At 63.5% G+C, this 17,758-nt stretch carries 17 protein-coding genes; 14 read left to right on the forward strand and 3 right to left on the reverse strand.

Translation table 11 applies throughout. The features are described from left to right. Positions 1 to 158: 158 nt before the first annotated feature. A complete protein-coding gene (locus AB3G31_RS10835; protein WP_367850180.1) occupies positions 159 to 1,253 on the forward strand; it encodes a glycerophosphodiester phosphodiesterase in 1,095 nt (364 codons plus the stop codon). Between the two features lie 30 nt (positions 1,254 to 1,283). On the opposite strand, the gene AB3G31_RS10840 is transcribed toward AB3G31_RS10835, so the two are convergent. Then, the gene (locus AB3G31_RS10840) at positions 1,284 to 2,813 is read right to left on the reverse strand and encodes a helicase HerA-like C-terminal domain-containing protein (protein WP_367850181.1); all 1,530 of its coding nucleotides are present in this window, start codon (positions 2,811 to 2,813) and stop codon (positions 1,284 to 1,286) included. 70 nt (positions 2,814 to 2,883) lie between these two features. Between AB3G31_RS10840 and AB3G31_RS10845 the strand changes: the two genes are divergently transcribed. From AB3G31_RS10845 to rng, 12 genes are all read left to right on the forward strand, one after another. Then, on the forward strand, positions 2,884 to 3,603 hold the full coding sequence (locus tag AB3G31_RS10845) for a YebC/PmpR family DNA-binding transcriptional regulator (RefSeq protein WP_367850182.1): 720 nt from the start codon (positions 2,884 to 2,886) through the stop codon (positions 3,601 to 3,603). Beyond that, positions 3,600 to 4,892 (forward strand): phosphoribosylamine--glycine ligase, encoded by a 1,293-nt coding sequence (gene purD, locus AB3G31_RS10850; RefSeq protein WP_367850183.1) that lies wholly within the window; start codon positions 3,600 to 3,602, stop codon positions 4,890 to 4,892. The genes AB3G31_RS10845 and purD overlap by 4 nt, the downstream gene beginning before the upstream one ends. Positions 4,893 to 4,912: 20 nt before the next feature. Next, positions 4,913 to 5,806, forward strand: a complete 894-nt coding sequence (gene hemF, locus AB3G31_RS10855; RefSeq protein ID WP_367850327.1) for an oxygen-dependent coproporphyrinogen oxidase — start codon at positions 4,913 to 4,915, stop codon at positions 5,804 to 5,806. Then, positions 5,797 to 6,426: a nicotinate-nucleotide adenylyltransferase gene (gene nadD / locus AB3G31_RS10860; protein WP_367850184.1), complete on the forward strand. Its 630-nt coding sequence runs from the start codon at positions 5,797 to 5,799 to the stop codon at positions 6,424 to 6,426. The genes hemF and nadD overlap by 10 nt, the downstream gene beginning before the upstream one ends. Then, positions 6,423 to 7,235, forward strand: coding sequence for a ribosome silencing factor (gene rsfS / locus AB3G31_RS10865; protein WP_315184944.1), 813 nt, complete (start codon positions 6,423 to 6,425; stop codon positions 7,233 to 7,235). The genes nadD and rsfS overlap by 4 nt, the downstream gene beginning before the upstream one ends. Further along, the gene (gene rlmH / locus AB3G31_RS10870) at positions 7,236 to 7,715 is read left to right on the forward strand and encodes a 23S rRNA (pseudouridine(1915)-N(3))-methyltransferase RlmH (protein WP_315206970.1); all 480 of its coding nucleotides are present in this window, start codon (positions 7,236 to 7,238) and stop codon (positions 7,713 to 7,715) included. A gap of 17 nt (positions 7,716 to 7,732) precedes the next feature. Further along, complete coding sequence (locus AB3G31_RS10875) at positions 7,733 to 9,601, forward strand: ABC transporter ATP-binding protein (RefSeq protein WP_367850185.1); 1,869 nt, start codon at positions 7,733 to 7,735, stop codon at positions 9,599 to 9,601. A 121-nt stretch (positions 9,602 to 9,722) separates the two neighbouring features. Then, positions 9,723 to 10,286, forward strand: a complete 564-nt coding sequence (locus tag AB3G31_RS10880; protein ID WP_367850186.1) for a cytochrome b — start codon at positions 9,723 to 9,725, stop codon at positions 10,284 to 10,286. 25 nt (positions 10,287 to 10,311) lie between these two features. Next, positions 10,312 to 10,878, forward strand: a complete 567-nt coding sequence (locus tag AB3G31_RS10885; protein ID WP_367850187.1) for a YceI family protein — start codon at positions 10,312 to 10,314, stop codon at positions 10,876 to 10,878. Between the two features lie 53 nt (positions 10,879 to 10,931). After that, positions 10,932 to 11,507 carry a YceI family protein gene (locus tag AB3G31_RS10890; protein WP_367850188.1) on the forward strand — a complete coding sequence of 192 codons (576 nt, stop codon included), beginning with the start codon at positions 10,932 to 10,934 and terminating at the stop codon, positions 11,505 to 11,507. A gap of 88 nt (positions 11,508 to 11,595) precedes the next feature. Beyond that, positions 11,596 to 12,198 (forward strand): nucleoside triphosphate pyrophosphatase, encoded by a 603-nt coding sequence (locus AB3G31_RS10895; RefSeq protein ID WP_367850189.1) that lies wholly within the window; start codon positions 11,596 to 11,598, stop codon positions 12,196 to 12,198. Positions 12,199 to 12,209: 11 nt separating this feature from the next. Then, complete coding sequence (gene rng / locus AB3G31_RS10900) at positions 12,210 to 13,697, forward strand: ribonuclease G (RefSeq protein ID WP_367850190.1); 1,488 nt, start codon at positions 12,210 to 12,212, stop codon at positions 13,695 to 13,697. Between the two features lie 442 nt (positions 13,698 to 14,139). Here the strand turns inward: rng and AB3G31_RS10905 are convergent, their stop codons facing one another. Beyond that, on the reverse strand, positions 14,140 to 14,574 hold the full coding sequence (locus tag AB3G31_RS10905; RefSeq protein ID WP_367850191.1) for a hypothetical protein: 435 nt from the start codon (positions 14,572 to 14,574) through the stop codon (positions 14,140 to 14,142). 329 nt (positions 14,575 to 14,903) lie between these two features. Continuing rightward, positions 14,904 to 15,977, reverse strand: coding sequence for a lipocalin-like domain-containing protein (locus tag AB3G31_RS10910; protein WP_367850192.1), 1,074 nt, complete (start codon positions 15,975 to 15,977; stop codon positions 14,904 to 14,906). A gap of 133 nt (positions 15,978 to 16,110) precedes the next feature. Here AB3G31_RS10910 and AB3G31_RS10915 point away from each other — a divergent pair, with 133 nt between their 5' ends. Further along, a complete protein-coding gene (locus tag AB3G31_RS10915; RefSeq protein ID WP_367850193.1) occupies positions 16,111 to 17,751 on the forward strand; it encodes a methyl-accepting chemotaxis protein in 1,641 nt (546 codons plus the stop codon). Positions 17,752 to 17,758 lie beyond the last annotated feature (7 nt).

A 17,758-nucleotide genomic window follows, 5' to 3' on the forward strand; every position in this document is an offset into this window, starting at 1 on the left:
GCTTGCGGGGCGGGTGTCAAAAAACCTTCATTCAGCTGCCCTACATTGGCAAAAACGCAGCGGATATCCCGCAATGCACAGCCCGCACATGGGCAAAAAAGGCCACCTTGAAAACCAAATCCCTTATCCATTGTGCCCTTGCAGGCCTTGTCTCTGGCATGGCGCTGACAGCCTGCGGTGGCAGCGATGACGCGCCCGCTACCTGGCCGCCGGTGCCGACCTTGATCGGCCACCGGGGTGCGCCCGCATTGCGCCCGGAGCACACGATCGCCTCCTACACCCAGGCCATCGAAGACGGTGCCAACATCATCGAGCCCGATCTGGTCAGCACCAAGGACGGCGTGCTGGTGGCCCGCCACGAGAACGCGATTGCCATCCTGAACGCCGACGGCAGCGTGCGGGAGGCCACCACCGACATCGTGGACCGCCCCGAGTTCGCTTCCCGCAAGGCCACCAAAACCATTGACGGCACCGCGATCACCGGCTGGTTTACCGAAGACCTGACGCTGGCCGAACTGAAAACTCTGCGCGCCCGCGAGCGCATCCCGGCCATCCGCCCGGCCAACGTGGCCTACAACGGCCAGTTCCAGGTGCCCACCTTCCAGGAGGTGATTGACCTGGCCAAGGCCAAGTCGGCAGAAAAAGGCCGCACCATCGGCATCTACCCCGAAACCAAGCACCCCACCTACTTCAAGTCGATTGGTTTGCCGCTGGAGAAGCGCCTGGTGGACACCCTGGCGGCCAATGGCTGGAACTCGAAAGCCGCACCGGTGTTCATCCAGTCGTTCGAGGTGGCCAACCTGAAAGAAATCCGCACCTTGACCACGGCGCGCACCGTGCAACTGCTGTCGTCCAGCGGTCGCCCATATGACTTTGTGGCGGCTGGGGCCAGCGAGACCCGCAGCTATGCCGACCTGGTCACCCCCGCCGGGCTGAAGGAAGTGGCCAGCTACGCCAACGCCATCGGACCGAGCAAAGACATGGTGATTCCACTGGTCAGCGGCAACCTGGGTACGCCCACGGCGCTGGTCGCCAACGCCAAGGCGGCGGGTCTGGCGGTGCACATCTATACGCTGCGGCCTGAAAACAACTTTTTGCCCACCAGCCTGAAGAAGGCCCCGACGTCCGACCCGACGGTGCGCGGCGACAGCGTCACCGAAATCCAGACCTTTTTGCAGGCGGGCATCGACGGCTTCTTTACCGATGACTCCGCCGTTGGCAAGGAAGCGATCCGCACCTTTGTGAAGAAGTAACGGGAGCGGCGGGGCTGAAAGCCCCTGCCTTCAGCGTTTGCCGCCGAAGATGCCGCCGAGCACGCCGCGCAAGATTTCTTGCCCGACCTTGGTGCCCATGGTGCGTACCGCAGACTTCATCATGGTCTGGGCCAGGCCGTCGTGCTTGCCGCCGCGCGGGCCGGTGGTGCCGAACAGGATGTCGTTCAAACCACCCATCAGGCCGCCGCCCGCGGCCGCAGCGGGCGGTGCCATACCGGGCAGGCTGGGCGGCTGGACAGGCACCGAGGCATTGGCCGCAGTGGTTTCCGTGCGGCCCTTGAGCTTTTCATAGGCCGATTCGCGGTCTACCAGCTTTTCGTACACGCCAGCCACCAGCGAGGTCTGGATCAGCGCCTGGCGTTGCTCCGGCGTAATGGGGCCGAGCTGGCTGCCCGGCGGCAGCACGAACACGCGCTCGGTGATGCTGGGGCGGCCCTTGGCATCCAGCAGGCTTACCAGCGCCTCGCCCACGGCCAGCTCGGTGATGGCGGCTTCGATGTCCAGGCCCGGCTTTTGGCGCATGGTCTGCGCCGTGGCCTTGACGGCTTTCTGGTCGCGCGGGGTGAAGGCGCGCAGGGCGTGCTGCACGCGGTTGCCCAGCTGGGCCAGCACTGAATCGGGGATGTCCAGCGGGTTTTGCGTCACAAAGTACACGCCCACGCCTTTGGAGCGCACCAGGCGCACCACCAGCTCGATGCGTTCCACCAGGGCTTTGGGCGCTTCGTTAAACAGTAGATGTGCTTCGTCGAAAAAGAACACCAGTTTGGGCTGTTCGGGGTCACCGATTTCGGGCAGCTGCTCAAACAGCTCAGACAGCATCCACAGCAAAAAGGTCGCGTACAGTCGCGGCGAGTTCATCAGCTTGTCGGCGGTGAGGATGTTGACCACACCCTTGCCGTCCACGGTCTGCATGAAGTCGCTGATGTTGAGCATGGGCTCGCCAAAGAACTTGTCGCCGCCCTGTGACTCGATCTGCAGCAAGCCGCGCTGGATGGCGCCCACGCTGGCGGCGGACACATTGCCGTACTGGGTGGTGAATTCGCTGCTGTTGTCGCCCACGTACTGCAGCATGGCGCGCAGGTCTTTCAGGTCGAGCAGCAGCATGCCGTGGTCGTCGGCGATCTTGAACACCATGTTGAGCACCCCGCCCTGGGTGTCGTTCAGGTTCAGCATGCGGCCCAACAAAAGCGGGCCCATGTCAGACACGGTGGCGCGCACCGGGTGGCCTTGCTCGCCAAACACGTCCCACAGCGTGGCGGGGCAGGCTATGGGAGAGGGCTGGTCAATGCCGCGCTCTTTCAGGATGCTGGCGAGCTTGTCGCCAATACGGCCCGCCTGGCTGATGCCGGTCAGGTCGCCCTTCACATCGGCCATGAAGACCGGCACGCCGATTTTCGAAAAATTCTCGGCCAGGGTCTGCAAGGTGACGGTTTTGCCGGTGCCGGTAGCGCCGGTGATCAGGCCGTGGCGGTTCGCCAACGCAGGCAGCAGCTCGCAAAGGGCGGTGGCATTTTTGGCAATTAAGATGGGTTCGGCCATGGCGAGAGTCCTGACGGGTAGGGGTAAGTAAAATCTGGCCGTAGATTAAATCAATTGACAAGGAATTTTTGTGGCTGGTCACAGTAAATGGGCGAATATTCAGCACCGCAAGGGTCGCCAGGATGAGAAGCGGGGCAAGATCTGGACCCGCGTGATCCGCGAGATCATGGTGGCGGCACGCCTGGGCGGCGGTGACCTGAGCATCAATCCGCGCCTGCGCCTGGCCGTGGAAAAAGCCAAGGCCGCCAATCTGGCCGCCGAAACGGTCAAGCGCAACATCGAAAAAGCCACTGGTACGCTGGAAGGTGTGTCGTATGAAGAGATCCGCTACGAAGGCTACGGCATCGGCGGCGCGGCCATCATTGTGGACACCATGACCGACAACCGCGTGCGCACCGTGGCCGAGGTGCGCCACGCCTTCAGCAAATACGGTGGCAACATGGGCACCGAGGGTTCGGTGGCGTTTCAGTTCAAACACTGCGGGCAAATCATCTTTGCCCCGGGCACCGACGAAGACAAGCTCATGGAAGTGGCCCTGGAAGCCGGGGCCGAAGACGTGATCACCGACGAAGACGGCGCCATCGAGGTGCTGACCGCCTACACCGACTTTGAAGCCGTCAAGCTGGCGTTGGAAAAAGCCGGTTTTCAATCCGATCTGGCCGAAGTCACCATGCGCGCCGACAACACTATCGACCTGGAAGGCGAAGACGCCGAAAAAATGCAAAAACTACTGGATGTGCTCGAAGATCTGGACGATGTCCAAGAAGTCTTTCACAACGCTGGCCTATGAAAGTCTTAGTCATTGGCGGCGGTGGCCGCGAACATGCACTCGCCTGGAAGCTCAACACCTGTGCCCGCGTGAGCCAGGTTTATGTGGCCCCCGGCAACGGCGGCACGGCCCTGGACGACCAGCTCATCAACATCGCCATCACCGACGTGCAGGCACTGCGCAAGTGGGCCCAGACCGAGGGTATTGCGCTGACCGTGGTTGGGCCCGAAGGCCCGTTGGCCGCTGGCGTGGTGGACGAGTTCCGCAGCCACGGCATGCGCATTTTTGGTGCCACCAAGGCCGCCGCGCAGCTGGAGAGCTCCAAGGCGTTTTCCAAAGCCTTCATGCAGCGCCACGCCATTCCCACGGCCGAGTTTGAAACCTTTACCGATCCGGCAGCGGCCCACGCCTACGTCGATCAAAAAGGCGCGCCCATTGTGGTCAAGGCCGATGGCCTGGCCGCAGGCAAAGGCGTGGTGGTGGCCCAAACCCTGGCCGAGGCGCACGAGGCCATCGACTTCATGTTGCTGGATAACACCCTGGGCGTGAGCCACAACGAGGGTGGTGCGCGGGTGGTGATCGAGGAGTTTTTGGCGGGCGAAGAAGCCAGCTTCATCGTCATGTGCGATGGCAAGAACGTGGTCCCCCTGGCCACCAGCCAGGACCACAAGCGCCTGCTCGACGGCGACCATGGCCCGAACACCGGCGGCATGGGGGCGTATTCGCCCGCGCCGGTGGTTACCGCCGATGTGCACGCCCGTGCCATGCGCGAAATCATTCTGCCCACCATCAAGGGCATGGAAAAAGACGGCATCACCTACACCGGCTTCCTGTACGCCGGGCTGATGATCGATGCCAAGGGCAAGCCCAAGACGCTGGAGTTCAACTGCCGCCTGGGCGACCCCGAAACCCAGCCGCTGATGATGCGCCTCAAATCCGACCTGTTCGAAGTCTTGTGGGCAGCCACCGAGCCTGGCCCGCACGGCAAGCTGGACCAGGTCAGCCTGGACTGGGACCGCCGCATTGCCCTGGGTGTGGTGCTGGCGGCGCACGGCTACCCGATGGCACCGCGCAAGGGCGATGCCATCACCGGCCTGCCTAAAAATACCGACGACGCCGTGGTGTTCCACGCGGGCACGGTAAAGCAGGACGATGTGGTGTCCACCTCGGGCGGACGGGTGCTGTGCGTGACGGTGCTGGCCGATAACGTCAAGCTGGCCCAGCAGCATGCGTACGAAGTCACCCGTGGCATCCAGTTCGACGGTATGCAGTACCGCCGCGACATCGGATACCGTGGTGTGAAGGGTTGAGCTTGCACACCGCTGATCGGATGCGCGCCTACTTGCTGGGCCTGCAATCGTCCATTACCACCCGCATGGCCGCGCTGGATGGCGGCAGCTTCCTGAGCGACGCCTGGGAAAAGCCCGCGGGCGAAAAACTGCAAGGGCAGGGCATTACCCAGATTCTGGAAAACGGTGCCGTGCTGGAGCGCGCGGGCTGCGGCTTTTCGCACGTCCGCGGGCCGCAGTTGCCGCCCAGTGCCACCCAGCACCGCCCCCAATTGGCGGGCGCGCCCTTCGAGGCCATGGGGGTGTCACTGGTGTTCCACCCGCGCAACCCGTATGCGCCCACGGTGCACATGAATGTGCGCATGATCGTGGCCACGCCCGAAGGTGGCGCACCCGTGTGCTGGTTTGGCGGCGGCATGGACCTGACACCCATCTACGGCTTTGCAGAAGACGCGGTGCATTTCCACCGCACCTGCCAGACCGCACTGGCCCCGTTTGGGGACGACAAATACCCGCGCTTCAAGCAATGGTGCGACGAGTACTTCTACCTCAAGCACCGCCAGGAGCCGCGCGGCATTGGCGGCGTGTTTTTCGACGACTTTTCCGAGCTGGGCACCGACGACAGCCTGGCCATGGTGCAGGCCGTGGGGTCGGCGTTTCTGGACGCCTACGTGCCGATTCTGGAGCGCCGCCAGCATACGCCGTACGGCGAGCGCGAGCGGGCATTCCAGCTGTACCGGCGCGGGCGCTACGTGGAATTCAACCTGGTGTGGGACCGGGGCACGCACTTTGGCCTGCAGTCGGGTGGGCGCACCGAGTCCATCTTGCTGTCGATGCCACCGCTGGCCAGTTGGTCGTACCAGCATGCACCGGAGCCGGGCTCGGCCGAAGAGGCCCTGACCCGAGACTATTTGGTCGCCCGCGCATGGGTGTGAGCCCGCCCGTGCGCCGGATTGGCGTATTTGGCGGTGCGTTTGATCCACCGCACCATATGCACGTGGCCCTGGTGCGGACGGCTCTGGCGCAACTGCAGCTGGACGCGCTGTACGTGTTTCCCACGGGCCATGCCTGGCACAAGAGCCGCACGCTCAGCCCGGCGGCCGACCGGCTGGCCATGGCCCGGTTGGCCTTTGGCGACATCCCGGGCGTGGTGGTCGATCCGCGCGAAATTGAACGCAGTGGCCCCACCTACACCATCGACACTTTGCACGAGCTGCAGACCGAAGAACCCCAGGCGCAGCTCTACCTGGTGATGGGCGAAGACCAGGCCGCTCGGCTGCCAACCTGGCATGGTTGGGAGGAGATTGTGCAGGCAGCTATAATTTGTGTAGCTTCTCGTGCCGATGAATCAAGCACCAGCAGGCCTTTTATGCCTGAGTTCTTGCCTGGATGCTTGCCTTCAGGCCGTTACCAGGCGCTGCAGGTTCCCCCCATGGAACTCAGCGCCACCGCCATCCGCCACCGTGCCGCCACCTCGCAAGGGATAGCCCATCTGGTTCCCGACGGCGTAGCACGCTATATTGACCACCACCTTCTTTACCGAACCGACCGATGACCACTTCTGCCCAAAACGAAACCGTTGCCAAAAAAGACACCCAAAAACTCCAGCGCGCCATCGTCGATGGCCTGGAGGATGTCAAGGCGGTGGACATTGTGGTGTTTGACACCGAAGGCCTGTCGGCCCTGTTCGAGCGCGTGATCATCGCCTCGGGCACGTCGAACCGCCAAACCAAGGCGCTGGCCGCCAGCGTGCGCGATGCCGTGCGCGAGGCCGGTTTTGCCAAGCCCCGCATGGAAGGCGAGTCCAACGGCGAATGGATCATTGTGGATTGCGGCCGCGCCGTAGTGCACATCATGCAACCCGCCATCCGCCAGTACTACCACCTGGAAGAGCTGTGGGGCGAAAAACCCATCCGCCTCAAGCTGGGTGCTGCCAAGCCCCTGCCCAAGGCCGAAGAAGTCAAACCGGCCAAGCCTGCCAAGAAGGTGCCTGCCAAAAAGCTGTCGCCCGCGGCTGCCAAACGCGCCGCCAAGATCGCCGACCGCGAATACGCGGAGAGCCTGCTGGCGCCCGAGCGTCCGGTGCTGGAAGTGGCCCCCAAGCGCGCTGCCCGCAAGACGGCTGTTGCCACGCCTGTGCCTTCCAAGACCTCGACTTCGACCCGTGGCCCGGTGAAGACGGCCGCTAAAACCGCAGCCAAGACCGCAGTGAAGACGCCCGCCAAGACCGCAGCCGTCAAGACCGTGGCCAAGACCGTGGTCATCAAGGCCCCGATCGAGACCGTGAAGAAAGCCGCCGCCGCCAAGCGTGCTGCACCCAAGACCCCCAAAGCGCCTGCCAAACGCGCCCCTGGCCGCAAGTAAATGAAGCTGGTGATAGTGGCCGTAGGCCAGCGCATGCCCGACTGGGCGCAAACTGCCTACGACGACTACGCCAAACGCTTTCCGCCCGAGCTCAAGGTCGAGCTCAAGGCCGTCAAGACCGAACCCCGGGGTTCCAAAACCCTGGAGACGATCTATGCGGCCGAGCGCGAACGCATAGAAGCCGCCATCCAGTCCAGCATCGGCCGCAATGCCCGTATCGTGGCCCTGGATGAAAGGGGTACTGCGCTGACGACAAAAGCATTGGCGGTTAAGCTCAAGGGCTGGCAGTTGGAGAGCGACGACGTGGCCCTGGTGATCGGTGGCCCCGACGGCCTGGACCCGGCTTTTCGCCAGGCGGCCCATGAGCGCATCCGCCTGTCAGACCTGACCCTACCGCACGCCTTTGCCCGCGTGCTGCTGGTCGAGCAGTTGTACCGGGCTTGGTCGGTCAATGCCAACCATCCGTACCATCGCGAATAAGTACCGAGAATGAACCTATGCTGAGTTGGTTTGAAAACCTGGTCCATCCGTACACGGACGACACCCCCCAGCCGCCACCGCGCGGCTTTTTTCATTTTGTGTGGGCCTGTAGTTTCGGCGTACGCAAATACATCCTGGCCATGACCTTGCTCACGGCCGGGGTGGGCGTGTTCGAGGCGCTGCTGTTCGCGATGATGGGCCGGGTGGTCGACTGGCTGGGCAAGGTGCAACCGGCCTTGCTGTGGACGCAAGAGAAGAACAATTTATTGCTCTTGTGCGCGCTGTTGCTGGGTAGTCCGCTATTGATTGCATTGCAAACCCTGTTCAAGCACCAGACGCTGGCTGCCAACTTTCCGATGATGCTGCGCTGGAAGTTCCACCGCCTGATGCTGGGCCAGAGCATGGGCTTTTACCAGGACGAGTTTGCCGGGCGCGTGGCCACCAAGGTGATGCAGACCGCGCTGGCGGTGCGCGATGTGTGCTTGATCCTGGGCGACATTCTGGTGTTTGTGACCATCTACTTCGTCACCATGGTGGCGGTGGTGGGGAGCTTTGATGCCTGGATGCTGCTGCCCTTCCTGGGCTGGGTGGTGCTGTACGGGCTGGCGATCCGCTTCTTTGTGCCGCGCCTGTCGCGGGTGGCCAAAAAGCAGGCCGATGCCCGCTCGCTGATGACCGGCCGCATCACCGACGCCTACACCAACATTGCCACTGTCAAGCTGTTTTCGCATGCCGGGCGCGAGGCCGGGTTTGCCCGTTCGGCGATGCAGGACTTTTTGCTGACGGTGCACCGCCAGATGCGTCTGGTGAGTGGTTTTGAGGTGGTCAACCACATCCTGGGCATTCTGCTGATTCTGTCCACCGCCGGGCTGGCGCTGTGGCTGTGGACGCAAGGCCAGGTGGGTGTGGGCGCAGTGGCAGCGGCCACCGCCATGTCACTGCGGCTGAACGGCATTTCGCACTGGGTGATGTGGGAAATGGCCTCGCTGTTTGAACACGTCGGCACGGTACAGGACGGGCTGAACACCTTGTCGCGCCCGCAAGCCGTGCAGGATGCGCCCGATGCGCAGCCGCTGCAGGTGCCCAAGGGCGAGGTGCGCTTTGAGAACGTGGACTTTGCCTATGGCGCCAAGGGGCCGGGTGCCCGCAAGGTGATCGACCAGATGTCGCTGCACATCCGTGCCGGGGAAAAAATTGGCCTGGTAGGGCGCTCCGGTGCGGGCAAGTCCACCATCGTGAACCTGCTGCTGCGGTTCTACGACGTGGAGCACGGCCGCATCCTGGTCGATGGACAGGATATTTCGCAGGTCACCCAGGAGAGCCTGCGCGCGCAGATCGGCATGGTCACGCAAGACACCTCGCTGCTGCACCGCTCGGTACGCGACAACATCCTCTACGGTCGGCCCGATGCCACCGATGCCCACATGGAAGCGGCAGCGCGGCGCGCGGAAGCCTTTGAATTCATCCACACCCTCAGCGACCCGAGTGGCCGCACCGGCTTTGATGCCCATGTGGGCGAGCGCGGTGTCAAGCTGTCGGGGGGCCAGCGCCAGCGGATTGCGATTGCCCGCGTAATGCTGAAAGACGCGCCCATCCTGCTGCTGGACGAGGCCACCAGCGCCCTCGACTCCGAGGTCGAAGCGGCGATCCAGTCCAGCCTGTACCGCCTGATGGAAGGCAAGACCGTGGTCGCCATTGCCCACCGCCTGTCCACCATTGCGGCCATGGACCGGCTGGTGGTGCTGGACAAGGGGCGTATTGTCGAGATGGGCGATCACCGCAGCCTGCTGGCCTCGGGCGGCCTGTATGCCCGCTTGTGGGCGCACCAGAGCGGTGGCTTTCTGGGGGAAGAAGTCGACGAACCCGCAGGCATTGCCACGGTGTAGGTTTCGATGGTTCAAAATATTCGAACCATTCCGACGAATTGAGTGAACTTTTTGCCGGGGACAGTTTCTACACTATCCTCCAGTTTCACCCCATAGGGCTTTACCGCCCGATGCACACTTTATGCCCTTGCCCACACCTGCCTCTGCCCGGCCTGCCCGATACACCGCTGTCGCCAAGCTTTTGCATTGGGTATTGGCGCTGGCCCTGATCGGTATCTTTGGGGTGGGTCTGTACATGGCCGATCTGCCGTTCTCGCCCCAGCGGCTCAAGCTCTACAACTGGCACAAATGGGCCGGCATCACGATTTTGTCGCTGTCGGCATTGCGTTTGTTGTGGCGTATGACCCACCGCCCGCCGTCTTTGCCGGCGGCCATGGCGCAAAGCATGCCCCGCTGGCAGCATTGGGCGCATGAGGGCACCCACTATGCAATGTACGCACTGTTTTTTGCTGTGCCCTTGATCGGTTGGGCTTACAGCTCGGCCGCTGGTTTCCCGATTGTGGTGTTTGGCGTGCTGCCTTTGCCGGACCTGCTGGCCGCCAACAAGGAACTGGCCGAGACCATCAAGCCGCTGCACAGCCTGGCGGCCTGGGCCCTGTGCGCCCTGGCAGCGCTGCACATAGCTGCAGCCCTCAAACACCAGTTCATAGACCGTGACGGCCTGATTGGCCGCATGCTGCCTTAAACCTTCTTTTTTGCGAAAGCCCTTCATGTCCTCTTTGTTGAAATTGTCCGCTGCCCTGCTTTTTTCTGGTGTGGCGGTTGCCGGGTTTGCACAGCAGAAGATCGTGCCCGCCCAGAGCGAGATCGTGTTTGTGAGCAAGCAAATGGGTGTGCCGGTGGAAGGGCGCTTCAAGAAATTTGACGCCCAGATCAGCTTTGATGCCGCCAAGCTCGATGCCAGCAAGGTCAGCTTCACGGTGGACATGGGCAGTGCCTCTTTGGGCGCACCAGAAACCGATGCCGAGCTGCCCAAACCCACCTGGTTCAGCACCGTGAAGTTCCCGCAGGCCACGTTCACGTCCTCCAGCATCAAGGCGCTGGGCGGCGGCAAGTTTGACGTGGCGGGCAAGCTCAACATCAAGGGCCAGGCCCGCGATGTGGTGGTGCCCGTGGCCATGGTGCAAACCGGTGCCACCACGGTGGCCAGCGGCGTGCTGCCGATCAAGCGGCTGGCCTTCAAGATTGGCGAAGGCGAGTGGGCCGACACCTCGATGGTGGCCGACGACGTGCAAGTCAAATTCAAATTCAGCCTGACCGGCGTCGGCAAGCTGTAAGCCGTTTTCCCTTCTGATTTTTCCCCTTAACCCTTTCCTTTGAAAGAAAACCCATGCGCCACACCTTGCTAGCCCTTGCCGCCATCGCCACCCTGACCATGGGCACCGCCCAGGCCGAAGTTGCCACCTACGCCATCGATCCGAGCCACACGTTTGTGACGTTCGAGATCGGCCACATGGGCACCTCGACCAACCGTGGCCGTTTCGACAAGAAAGAAGGCACGGCGCAGCTCGATATTGCTGGCAAAACCGGCAAGGTTGACCTGACCATCGACGCGACCTCGCTGTCGACCGGCACGCCTGCCTTCAACAAGCACCTGATGAGCGCCGACTTCTTCAACGTCGAGCAGTACCCCACCCTCAAGTTCAGCGCCGACAAGTTCGTGTTCAACGGCACCAAGGTGTCCGAGATCAACGGCACCCTGACCCTGCTGGGCAAGACCAACCCGGTCACCCTCAAGGCCAGCAACTTCAACTGCTACCAGAGCCCCATGCTCAAGCGCGAAGTCTGCGGTGGCGACTTTGCCGCCACCATCCAGCGCAGCCAATGGGGCATGACCTGGGGCGCCAACTACGGCTTCCCTGACGCCGTGCAGCTGGTCGTCCAGGTCGAAGCCGTCAAGCAGTAATCTGCCCCCGCTTCCCGGACAGCCCGCCCATCCTTGCGATGGGCGGGCTGTTGTCTTTGGGGCGCGCGCCAGCCCCGATAATTCCGCCATGACCGACTTTATCTACCTGGCCTCCCAAAGCCCGCGCCGCAGCCAGTTGCTCGACCAACTGGGCGTACGCCACGAACTGCTCTTACCCGGCCCCGAAGAAGACAGCGAGGGTTTGGAGCTTGCTACTAAAAATGAAGCGCCTGCCGCTTATGTGAAGCGCGTAACCGGCCTCAAACTCGATGCAGCCCTGGCGCGGATGCAGCAGCGCGGCCTGCCACCTGCACCCATCCTCTGTTCCGACACCACGGTCGCCCTGGGTCGCCGCATTTACGGCAAGCCCGAGAACGCCCAGGATGCCGTGCGCATGCTGGGCGAGTTGGCAGGTTCCCAGCACCGCGTGCTGACGGCGGTGGCCGTGCAGCATGGCGGCCAGCGGCAGGAGGCCCTGAGTGACTCCCGCGTCACCTTTGCGCCTCTGACGCCGGCGCAGATCCACAGCTATGTGGCCACGGGCGAGCCGCTGGGCAAAGCCGGTGCCTACGCGGTACAGGGCAGGGCGGCAGGGTTTATCACGCAGATCCGCGGCAGCTATTCGGGCATCATGGGCCTGCCCATGTTCGAGACCGCGCAACTGCTGCGCGCCCTGGGCTTCACGCTTTGACACGATCCCCCATGCAACAAGACATCCTCATCAATTGGTCGCCCCAGGAAACCCGCGTCGCGGTGGTGGAGCACGGCTCGGTGCAAGAGCTGCACGTGGAGCGCGCCCTGGAGCGCGGCATGGTGGGCAATGTCTACCTGGGCAAGGTGGTGCGGGTGCTGCCGGGCATGCAGTCCACGTTCATCGACATCGGGCTGGAGCGGGCAGCGTTTTTGCACGTGGCCGACCTGGCCAATGGCTTTGTGGGCCACCGAGCGGCTGAGCCCGATGCCAAGGCGGCCCCCGTGGTGCCGATTGAGCGCCAGGTGTTCGAGGGCCAGGCCCTGATGGTGCAGGTCATCAAAGACCCGATCGGCACCAAGGGCGCGCGCCTGTCTGCCCAGATCAGCATCGCCGGCCGCCTGCTGGTGTTTTTGCCGCAGGACGACCACGTGGGCGTATCGCAAAAAATCCCCCTGGCCCAGCGCGAAGACCTGCGCAAGCGGCTGCAAACCCTGGTGGGCGACGCCGCCACCGGCGGTGGTGGCGGTTTCATTCTGCGCACCAATGGCGAAGACGCCACCGACACCGAGCTGGCCGACGACATCGCCTACCTGCGCAAAGCCTGGGCGCGTATCAAAAGCGCCTCTGTGCGCCTGCCGCCCACCTCCTTGCTGCACCAGGATCTGAACCTGCTGCAGCGCGTGCTGCGCGACCTGGTCGGCGAGCAAACCCAGACCATCCGGCTCGACTCGCGCGAGCAGTTCGACATGCTGCAGGCGTTTGGCAAGGAATTCATGCCCGCGGCGGTAGAAAAGCTGCAGCACTACAAGGGCGAGCGGCCGATTTTTGACCTGTTCTCCATCGACGAAGAAGTCGCCAAGGCGCTGGGGCGGCGGGTCGAGCTGAAGTCGGGCGGCTACCTCATCGTGGACCAGACCGAGGCGCTGACCACGGTAGACGTGAACACCGGCGCCTTCGTCGGTGCCCGCAACTTCGACGACACCATTTTCAAAACCAACCTGGAAGCCACCCAGGCCATTGCCCGGCAACTGCGCCTGCGCAACCTGGGCGGCATTGTCATCGTGGACTTCATCGACATGGTGCGCGAAGACCACCGCGACACCGTGCTGGCCGAGTTCCGCAAGCAGTTGGCCCGCGACCGCGTCAAAACCACGGCAGGCGGGTTTTCGGCGCTGGGGCTGGTAGAGATGACCCGCAAGCGCACCCGCGAGTCGCTGGCCCACATGCTGTGCGAGCCCTGCGCCGTGTGCAGCGGCAAAGGCACGGTCAAAACCGCCCGCAGCGTCACCTACGACATCCTGCGCGAGATCCTGCGCGAGGCCCGCCAGTTCAACCCCCGCGAGTTCCGCATCGTCGCCTCGCCCAAGGTGATCGAGCTGTTTCTGGACGAAGAGAGCCAGCATCTGGCCGGCCTGAGCGACTTCATCGGCAAGCCCATCTCCCTGCAGAGCGAAGGCGCGATGGGGCAGGAGCAGTACGACATCGTGCTGCTGTAGACCCTCGCTTGCGGTGGTCAAACCGGTAGAACGCTACTACGCCGTTGGTACCCGGTGCTTCATTTTTGGTAGTAAAAAACAGGAGCTGCCTACGCTTATTCCATAAGCGCTGGCAGCCCATTTGGCACCTGAAAAAAGGCCTAAAAACCTGTACAAGCTACATCCGCAACGCTCCCGCATACCCCGTCATTCCCAGACAACCATGCCCCGCCAGCGGCCCTTGCGCTTCCAGCAGGCAGCTCGGGCCTATCTGGGATTGGCGGCTGTCCAGCTCCTGGTTGTCCAGCGCGGCCCACACGCTAAAGCGGCCTGCGGGGGGCGCTGTCGGCGAAACGGCAAAAGCGACCAAAACAGCCAAGCCTATAAAAGAACATTGCATCGTTGAATCAGTGCGTCGATGCCTTGGACGATGCCCGGCGGGAAACGAAAAATTGCAAGTCAACTACCCATCGGCCGTGCATTGAGAGGCGGGGTTCGCAAATGTGCCCTTCGTCGGCCCGTCGGGAATGTGGAACCAAAGTTTCGCTTGTACTCCGCTCGCGTAGCCTTCCCAACCCAAAACCTTCTCGCCGTAGTGAAGATTGACACGCTCTTCTATGCGGCGGATGTATTCACCGCAATGTTGAACCCAGCGCATATTGAGAAAAGCGACCCAACAGAGAGCGGTTAGCCCTGCAAAAGCAAGTGCCAGAGGAAAGAATGATGGACTCCAGTTGGATACTTTGTCCGCGGCTGGTATCGCAAACGCTGCGATCGCACCCGCGTAGGCCACGTGGGAGAACGCGGTTTTTAAGCGCTCTTTGACTTCGTCTCGCAGGTTGGCATATTCTTGAAGAAGTGTCTTGAGTGCGGACTCCGTCAGCTCTTGTTTTTCCACTTTAGGTTCCTCCTCGCGATTACTGTGGGTTCGCTACCGGTACCCGGTTCTCACGCGAACTTCTGGCTTAAGGGATTTGGGTGTAAAGAGATGTTATGGCCCGCCAAAGTCTTGCGACTCGTTACGCGTGGGCATTTTTCCTTCAAAAGGTGGAGATACGAAATGCCCTTTTCCGTATCTGCTCGCGCAGTTGGGATTTGACCCTCATTGGCTGCTGACCGAGCTGCGGTTGGCCCTGCTTCTTTTTCCATAGTAAAAAACAGGAGCTGCCCACGCTCATTCCATAAGCGCTGGCAGTCGTTTTGACACTTGAAAAAAGGCCGAAAAACCTACATCCGCAACGCCCCAGCATACCCCGTCATCTCCAGATACCCATGCCCCACCAACTGCCCCTGGGCGTCCAGCAGGCGGCTGAGGCCTTCCCAGTACACGGCGCCAGTGGAGCCCCGGCTGTCCAGTTCCTGGTTGTCCAGCACGGCTTGCACGCTGAAGCGGCCTGCGGGGGTGTCCAGGGTCCATTCGACCGGGTAGCGGGCCTGGTTGGCCGGGCTGGTCCAGGTGCGGCCCGGGGTGAAGCGGGTTTCGCCGGGGGGGAAGATGGTGAGCGCGCCCTGGGCGGTGCGGTGCGAGCCGCCATCCCACAGGGTGCTGCCGTCTTGGCGGCGGATGCGGAAGGCCATCAGGGCGCTGCCGTCTTGCAGGTTCATGCCCAGCCAGTCCCAGCCCACGGCTTCGGGGTGCAGGTAGGCGTTGCTCCATTCGTGGTCCAGCCAGGCGCGGCCAGTGTCGGGGGTGATGTCGAAGCGCTGGCCTTGCAGCTGCACGTGGCCGGCCACCGCCAGCTGCGGCTGGCTGACGTAGTAGCTGGCCTGGTCGGCCTGCGGGCCTTTGCGCGACAGGCCTTGCTGGCCCTGCAGCACCAGCGGCTGGGTGGGGGTGAGCTGCAGGTGCAGGCCGAAATCTTGGGCGGGCAGCTCTGCCGTGTAGGTGCTGCCGGAGCGCACCAGCGACCAGTCGCGCAGGCGCACCGCGGTGTCGGTCTCGCTGGCCTGGGCCACGCCAAAGCCGGCGCGGGCGATGCGCTGGTCGTGCCAGAGCTTTTTGCCCTGTACGTCGGTGATGGCGGCGTGGGCAAACAGCAGTTGCTTGGCGGCAAAGCGCGAGGCCAGCGCCTGCGTGGCGGCCACGCGGCTGCGGAAGAAGGTGAGCTGGAAGCCGAATTCCCGGGTACCCGAGAGCGCCCGCCCGGTGATGTACCACCACTCGGTGCCAAAGTCTGGGTGGCTGCCCAGGTCGCGCGGAAATTGCAACGTGGGTACCGGGAGGGCATGGCCGGGCCGCAGCCACGCCGCCGGGACCAGGCCCAGCAGGAGGCGGCGGCGCAGACCAGCGGAAGAAAGCAAGCGGGGTGGGGCGGGCAGCATGGGGCCGATTGTCGCTGCGCCTGCGGTTTCATCGCTTTGTCACGCTGGCCGTGCACCATCGACCGCTTCATGCCATCCCTTGGGGTGGGTTGGGCCGCCGTGGTCCGGGCTGTTGCAGAAAGCGTTGTGGTGCATGGTGGATGCGGGTTCTTCGGTGGTGGCTGCGGTGGGTGTCCTCGCGCAGCAGGATGCCGGGCGTACGCGCCAGGGCGCGGGCACGTTTTCCCGGCGGATCGGGGCGGTGCTGGTCCTGGTGCTGGCGGTGGCCCTGCTGGGGTCGGCGCTGGGGGTGTGGTCGTTGCAGCGGGTGTCGCAAGAGACGGTGCAGATGGTGGACGAAGCCCTGGTCAGCGAGCGGGTGGCGGGCGATTTGCTGCGCCAGGTGTCTATCAATATCGCCCGCTCCAAAGGTTTTGCCTTGAGTTCCGAGCCCGAGGTGGGCGAGGCTTTGCTGCCAGAAATGCGCAAGACGGCCGCCGAGGTGGCTGCTTTGCTCGGTCGGCTGGGCCCGTTGCTGCACACACCGCAGGACCAGGCAGCCCTGGTGCGCATCCAGCGCGCGGATGCCGACTTTGCGAAAGCCTTGCAGGAGCTGGTGCAGGCGCGCGACTTTGGTGTCACCGCCACCATCCAGCAGGTGTACGCCACCCGCTACACGCCCGCCGCCCAGTCGCTGCTGGCGCAGGTCACCCAGCTGGAGGGTGCGCAGCGCACCAAGATTGCCGCCTCGGTGGCCGATATCGGGCAGGTGAGCCGCACGGCCCAGTGGGGTTTGGTGCTGTTTGGCCTGGGGTCTTTGGTGCTGGGCAGTGGGCTGTCGGTGTGGCTGGTGCGGGGCATCACCGGGCCGATCCGGCACGCGGTGGACACGGCCAACCGGGTGGCGGCCCTGGACCTGCGGGGCACCATCACCGGCCATGACCGCGACGAAGGGGGCCGTTTACTGGAAGCCTTGGGCCGGATGCAGCAGTCGCTGCACACCCTGGTGGGCCAGGTCCAGGACTCCAGCCACCACGTGGCCGATGGTGCCCGCGAGATCGCCAGCGGCAACCTGGATGTCTCTAACCGCACCGAGCAAGCCGCCGCCAGCCTGCAGCAAACCGCCGCCGCGGTGGCGCAAATTGTGGGCCAGCTGCAGCAGTCGCTGGCGGCGTCGTCCCGTGGCGAGGCGCTGGCCCAATCGGCCATGGCCGATGCCACCAGCGGTGGGGTTGCCATCACCGGCCTGATGCAGACCATGGGCGACATCCACGCCTCGTCGCGCAAGATTGCGGAGATCACGGCGGTGATCGACGGCATTGCGTTCCAGACCAATATCCTGGCGCTCAATGCGGCGGTAGAGGCGGCGCGGGCGGGGGAATACGGGCGCGGGTTTGCCGTGGTGGCGCAGGAAGTGCGTGCGCTGGCCAACCGCTCCGCCGACGCTGCCCGCGAAATCAAGGTGCTGATCGCCGCGTCGGAGGGCATGGTGCAACTGGGCTCCGACAAGGTGCACCAGGCCCGCGACACCATGGGCGCGATTGTGGGCTCGGTGGGCCAGGTGGCCCAAGCCATCAGCGAGATCGCCAGCGCCACCCGCGAGCAAAACCAGGGCATGTCCCATATCCGCCTGGCGGTCAACCAGATCGACCAGATCACCCAACAGAACGCGGCGGTGGTGGAAGAAACCGCCGCCGCCGCCCAAAGCCTGCAGGCGCAGGCCAGTGACTTACGCGATATGGCCGGGCAGTTCCGTCTGCCAAGCTTGGCGTAACACCCGC

The organism is Rhodoferax sp. WC2427 (genome assembly GCF_040822085.1).
Lineage (GTDB): Bacteria > Pseudomonadota > Gammaproteobacteria > Burkholderiales > Burkholderiaceae_C > Rhodoferax_B.

Bases quoted from the DNA above. Each gene is read 5' to 3' on its own strand.
- AB3G31_RS10880 (WP_367850186.1), top strand. From the start codon at position 9,723: ATGCCCTTGCCCACACCTGCCTCTGCCCGGCCTGCCCGATACACCGCT.
- AB3G31_RS10835 (WP_367850180.1), top strand. From the start codon at position 159: ATGGCGCTGACAGCCTGCGGTGGCAGCGATGACGCGCCCGCTACCTGG.
- AB3G31_RS10890 (WP_367850188.1), top strand. From the start codon at position 10,932: ATGCGCCACACCTTGCTAGCCCTTGCCGCCATCGCCACCCTGACCATG.
- rng (WP_367850190.1), top strand. From the start codon at position 12,210: ATGCAACAAGACATCCTCATCAATTGGTCGCCCCAGGAAACCCGCGTC.
- rlmH (WP_315206970.1), top strand. From the start codon at position 7,236: ATGAAGCTGGTGATAGTGGCCGTAGGCCAGCGCATGCCCGACTGGGCG.
- hemF (WP_367850327.1), top strand. From the start codon at position 4,913: ATGCGCGCCTACTTGCTGGGCCTGCAATCGTCCATTACCACCCGCATG.
- AB3G31_RS10840 (WP_367850181.1), bottom strand. From the start codon at position 2,813: ATGGCCGAACCCATCTTAATTGCCAAAAATGCCACCGCCCTTTGCGAG.
- rsfS (WP_315184944.1), top strand. From the start codon at position 6,423: ATGACCACTTCTGCCCAAAACGAAACCGTTGCCAAAAAAGACACCCAA.
- purD (WP_367850183.1), top strand. From the start codon at position 3,600: ATGAAAGTCTTAGTCATTGGCGGCGGTGGCCGCGAACATGCACTCGCC.
- AB3G31_RS10895 (WP_367850189.1), top strand. From the start codon at position 11,596: ATGACCGACTTTATCTACCTGGCCTCCCAAAGCCCGCGCCGCAGCCAG.
- AB3G31_RS10875 (WP_367850185.1), top strand. From the start codon at position 7,733: ATGCTGAGTTGGTTTGAAAACCTGGTCCATCCGTACACGGACGACACC.
- nadD (WP_367850184.1), top strand. From the start codon at position 5,797: ATGGGTGTGAGCCCGCCCGTGCGCCGGATTGGCGTATTTGGCGGTGCG.
- AB3G31_RS10885 (WP_367850187.1), top strand. From the start codon at position 10,312: ATGTCCTCTTTGTTGAAATTGTCCGCTGCCCTGCTTTTTTCTGGTGTG.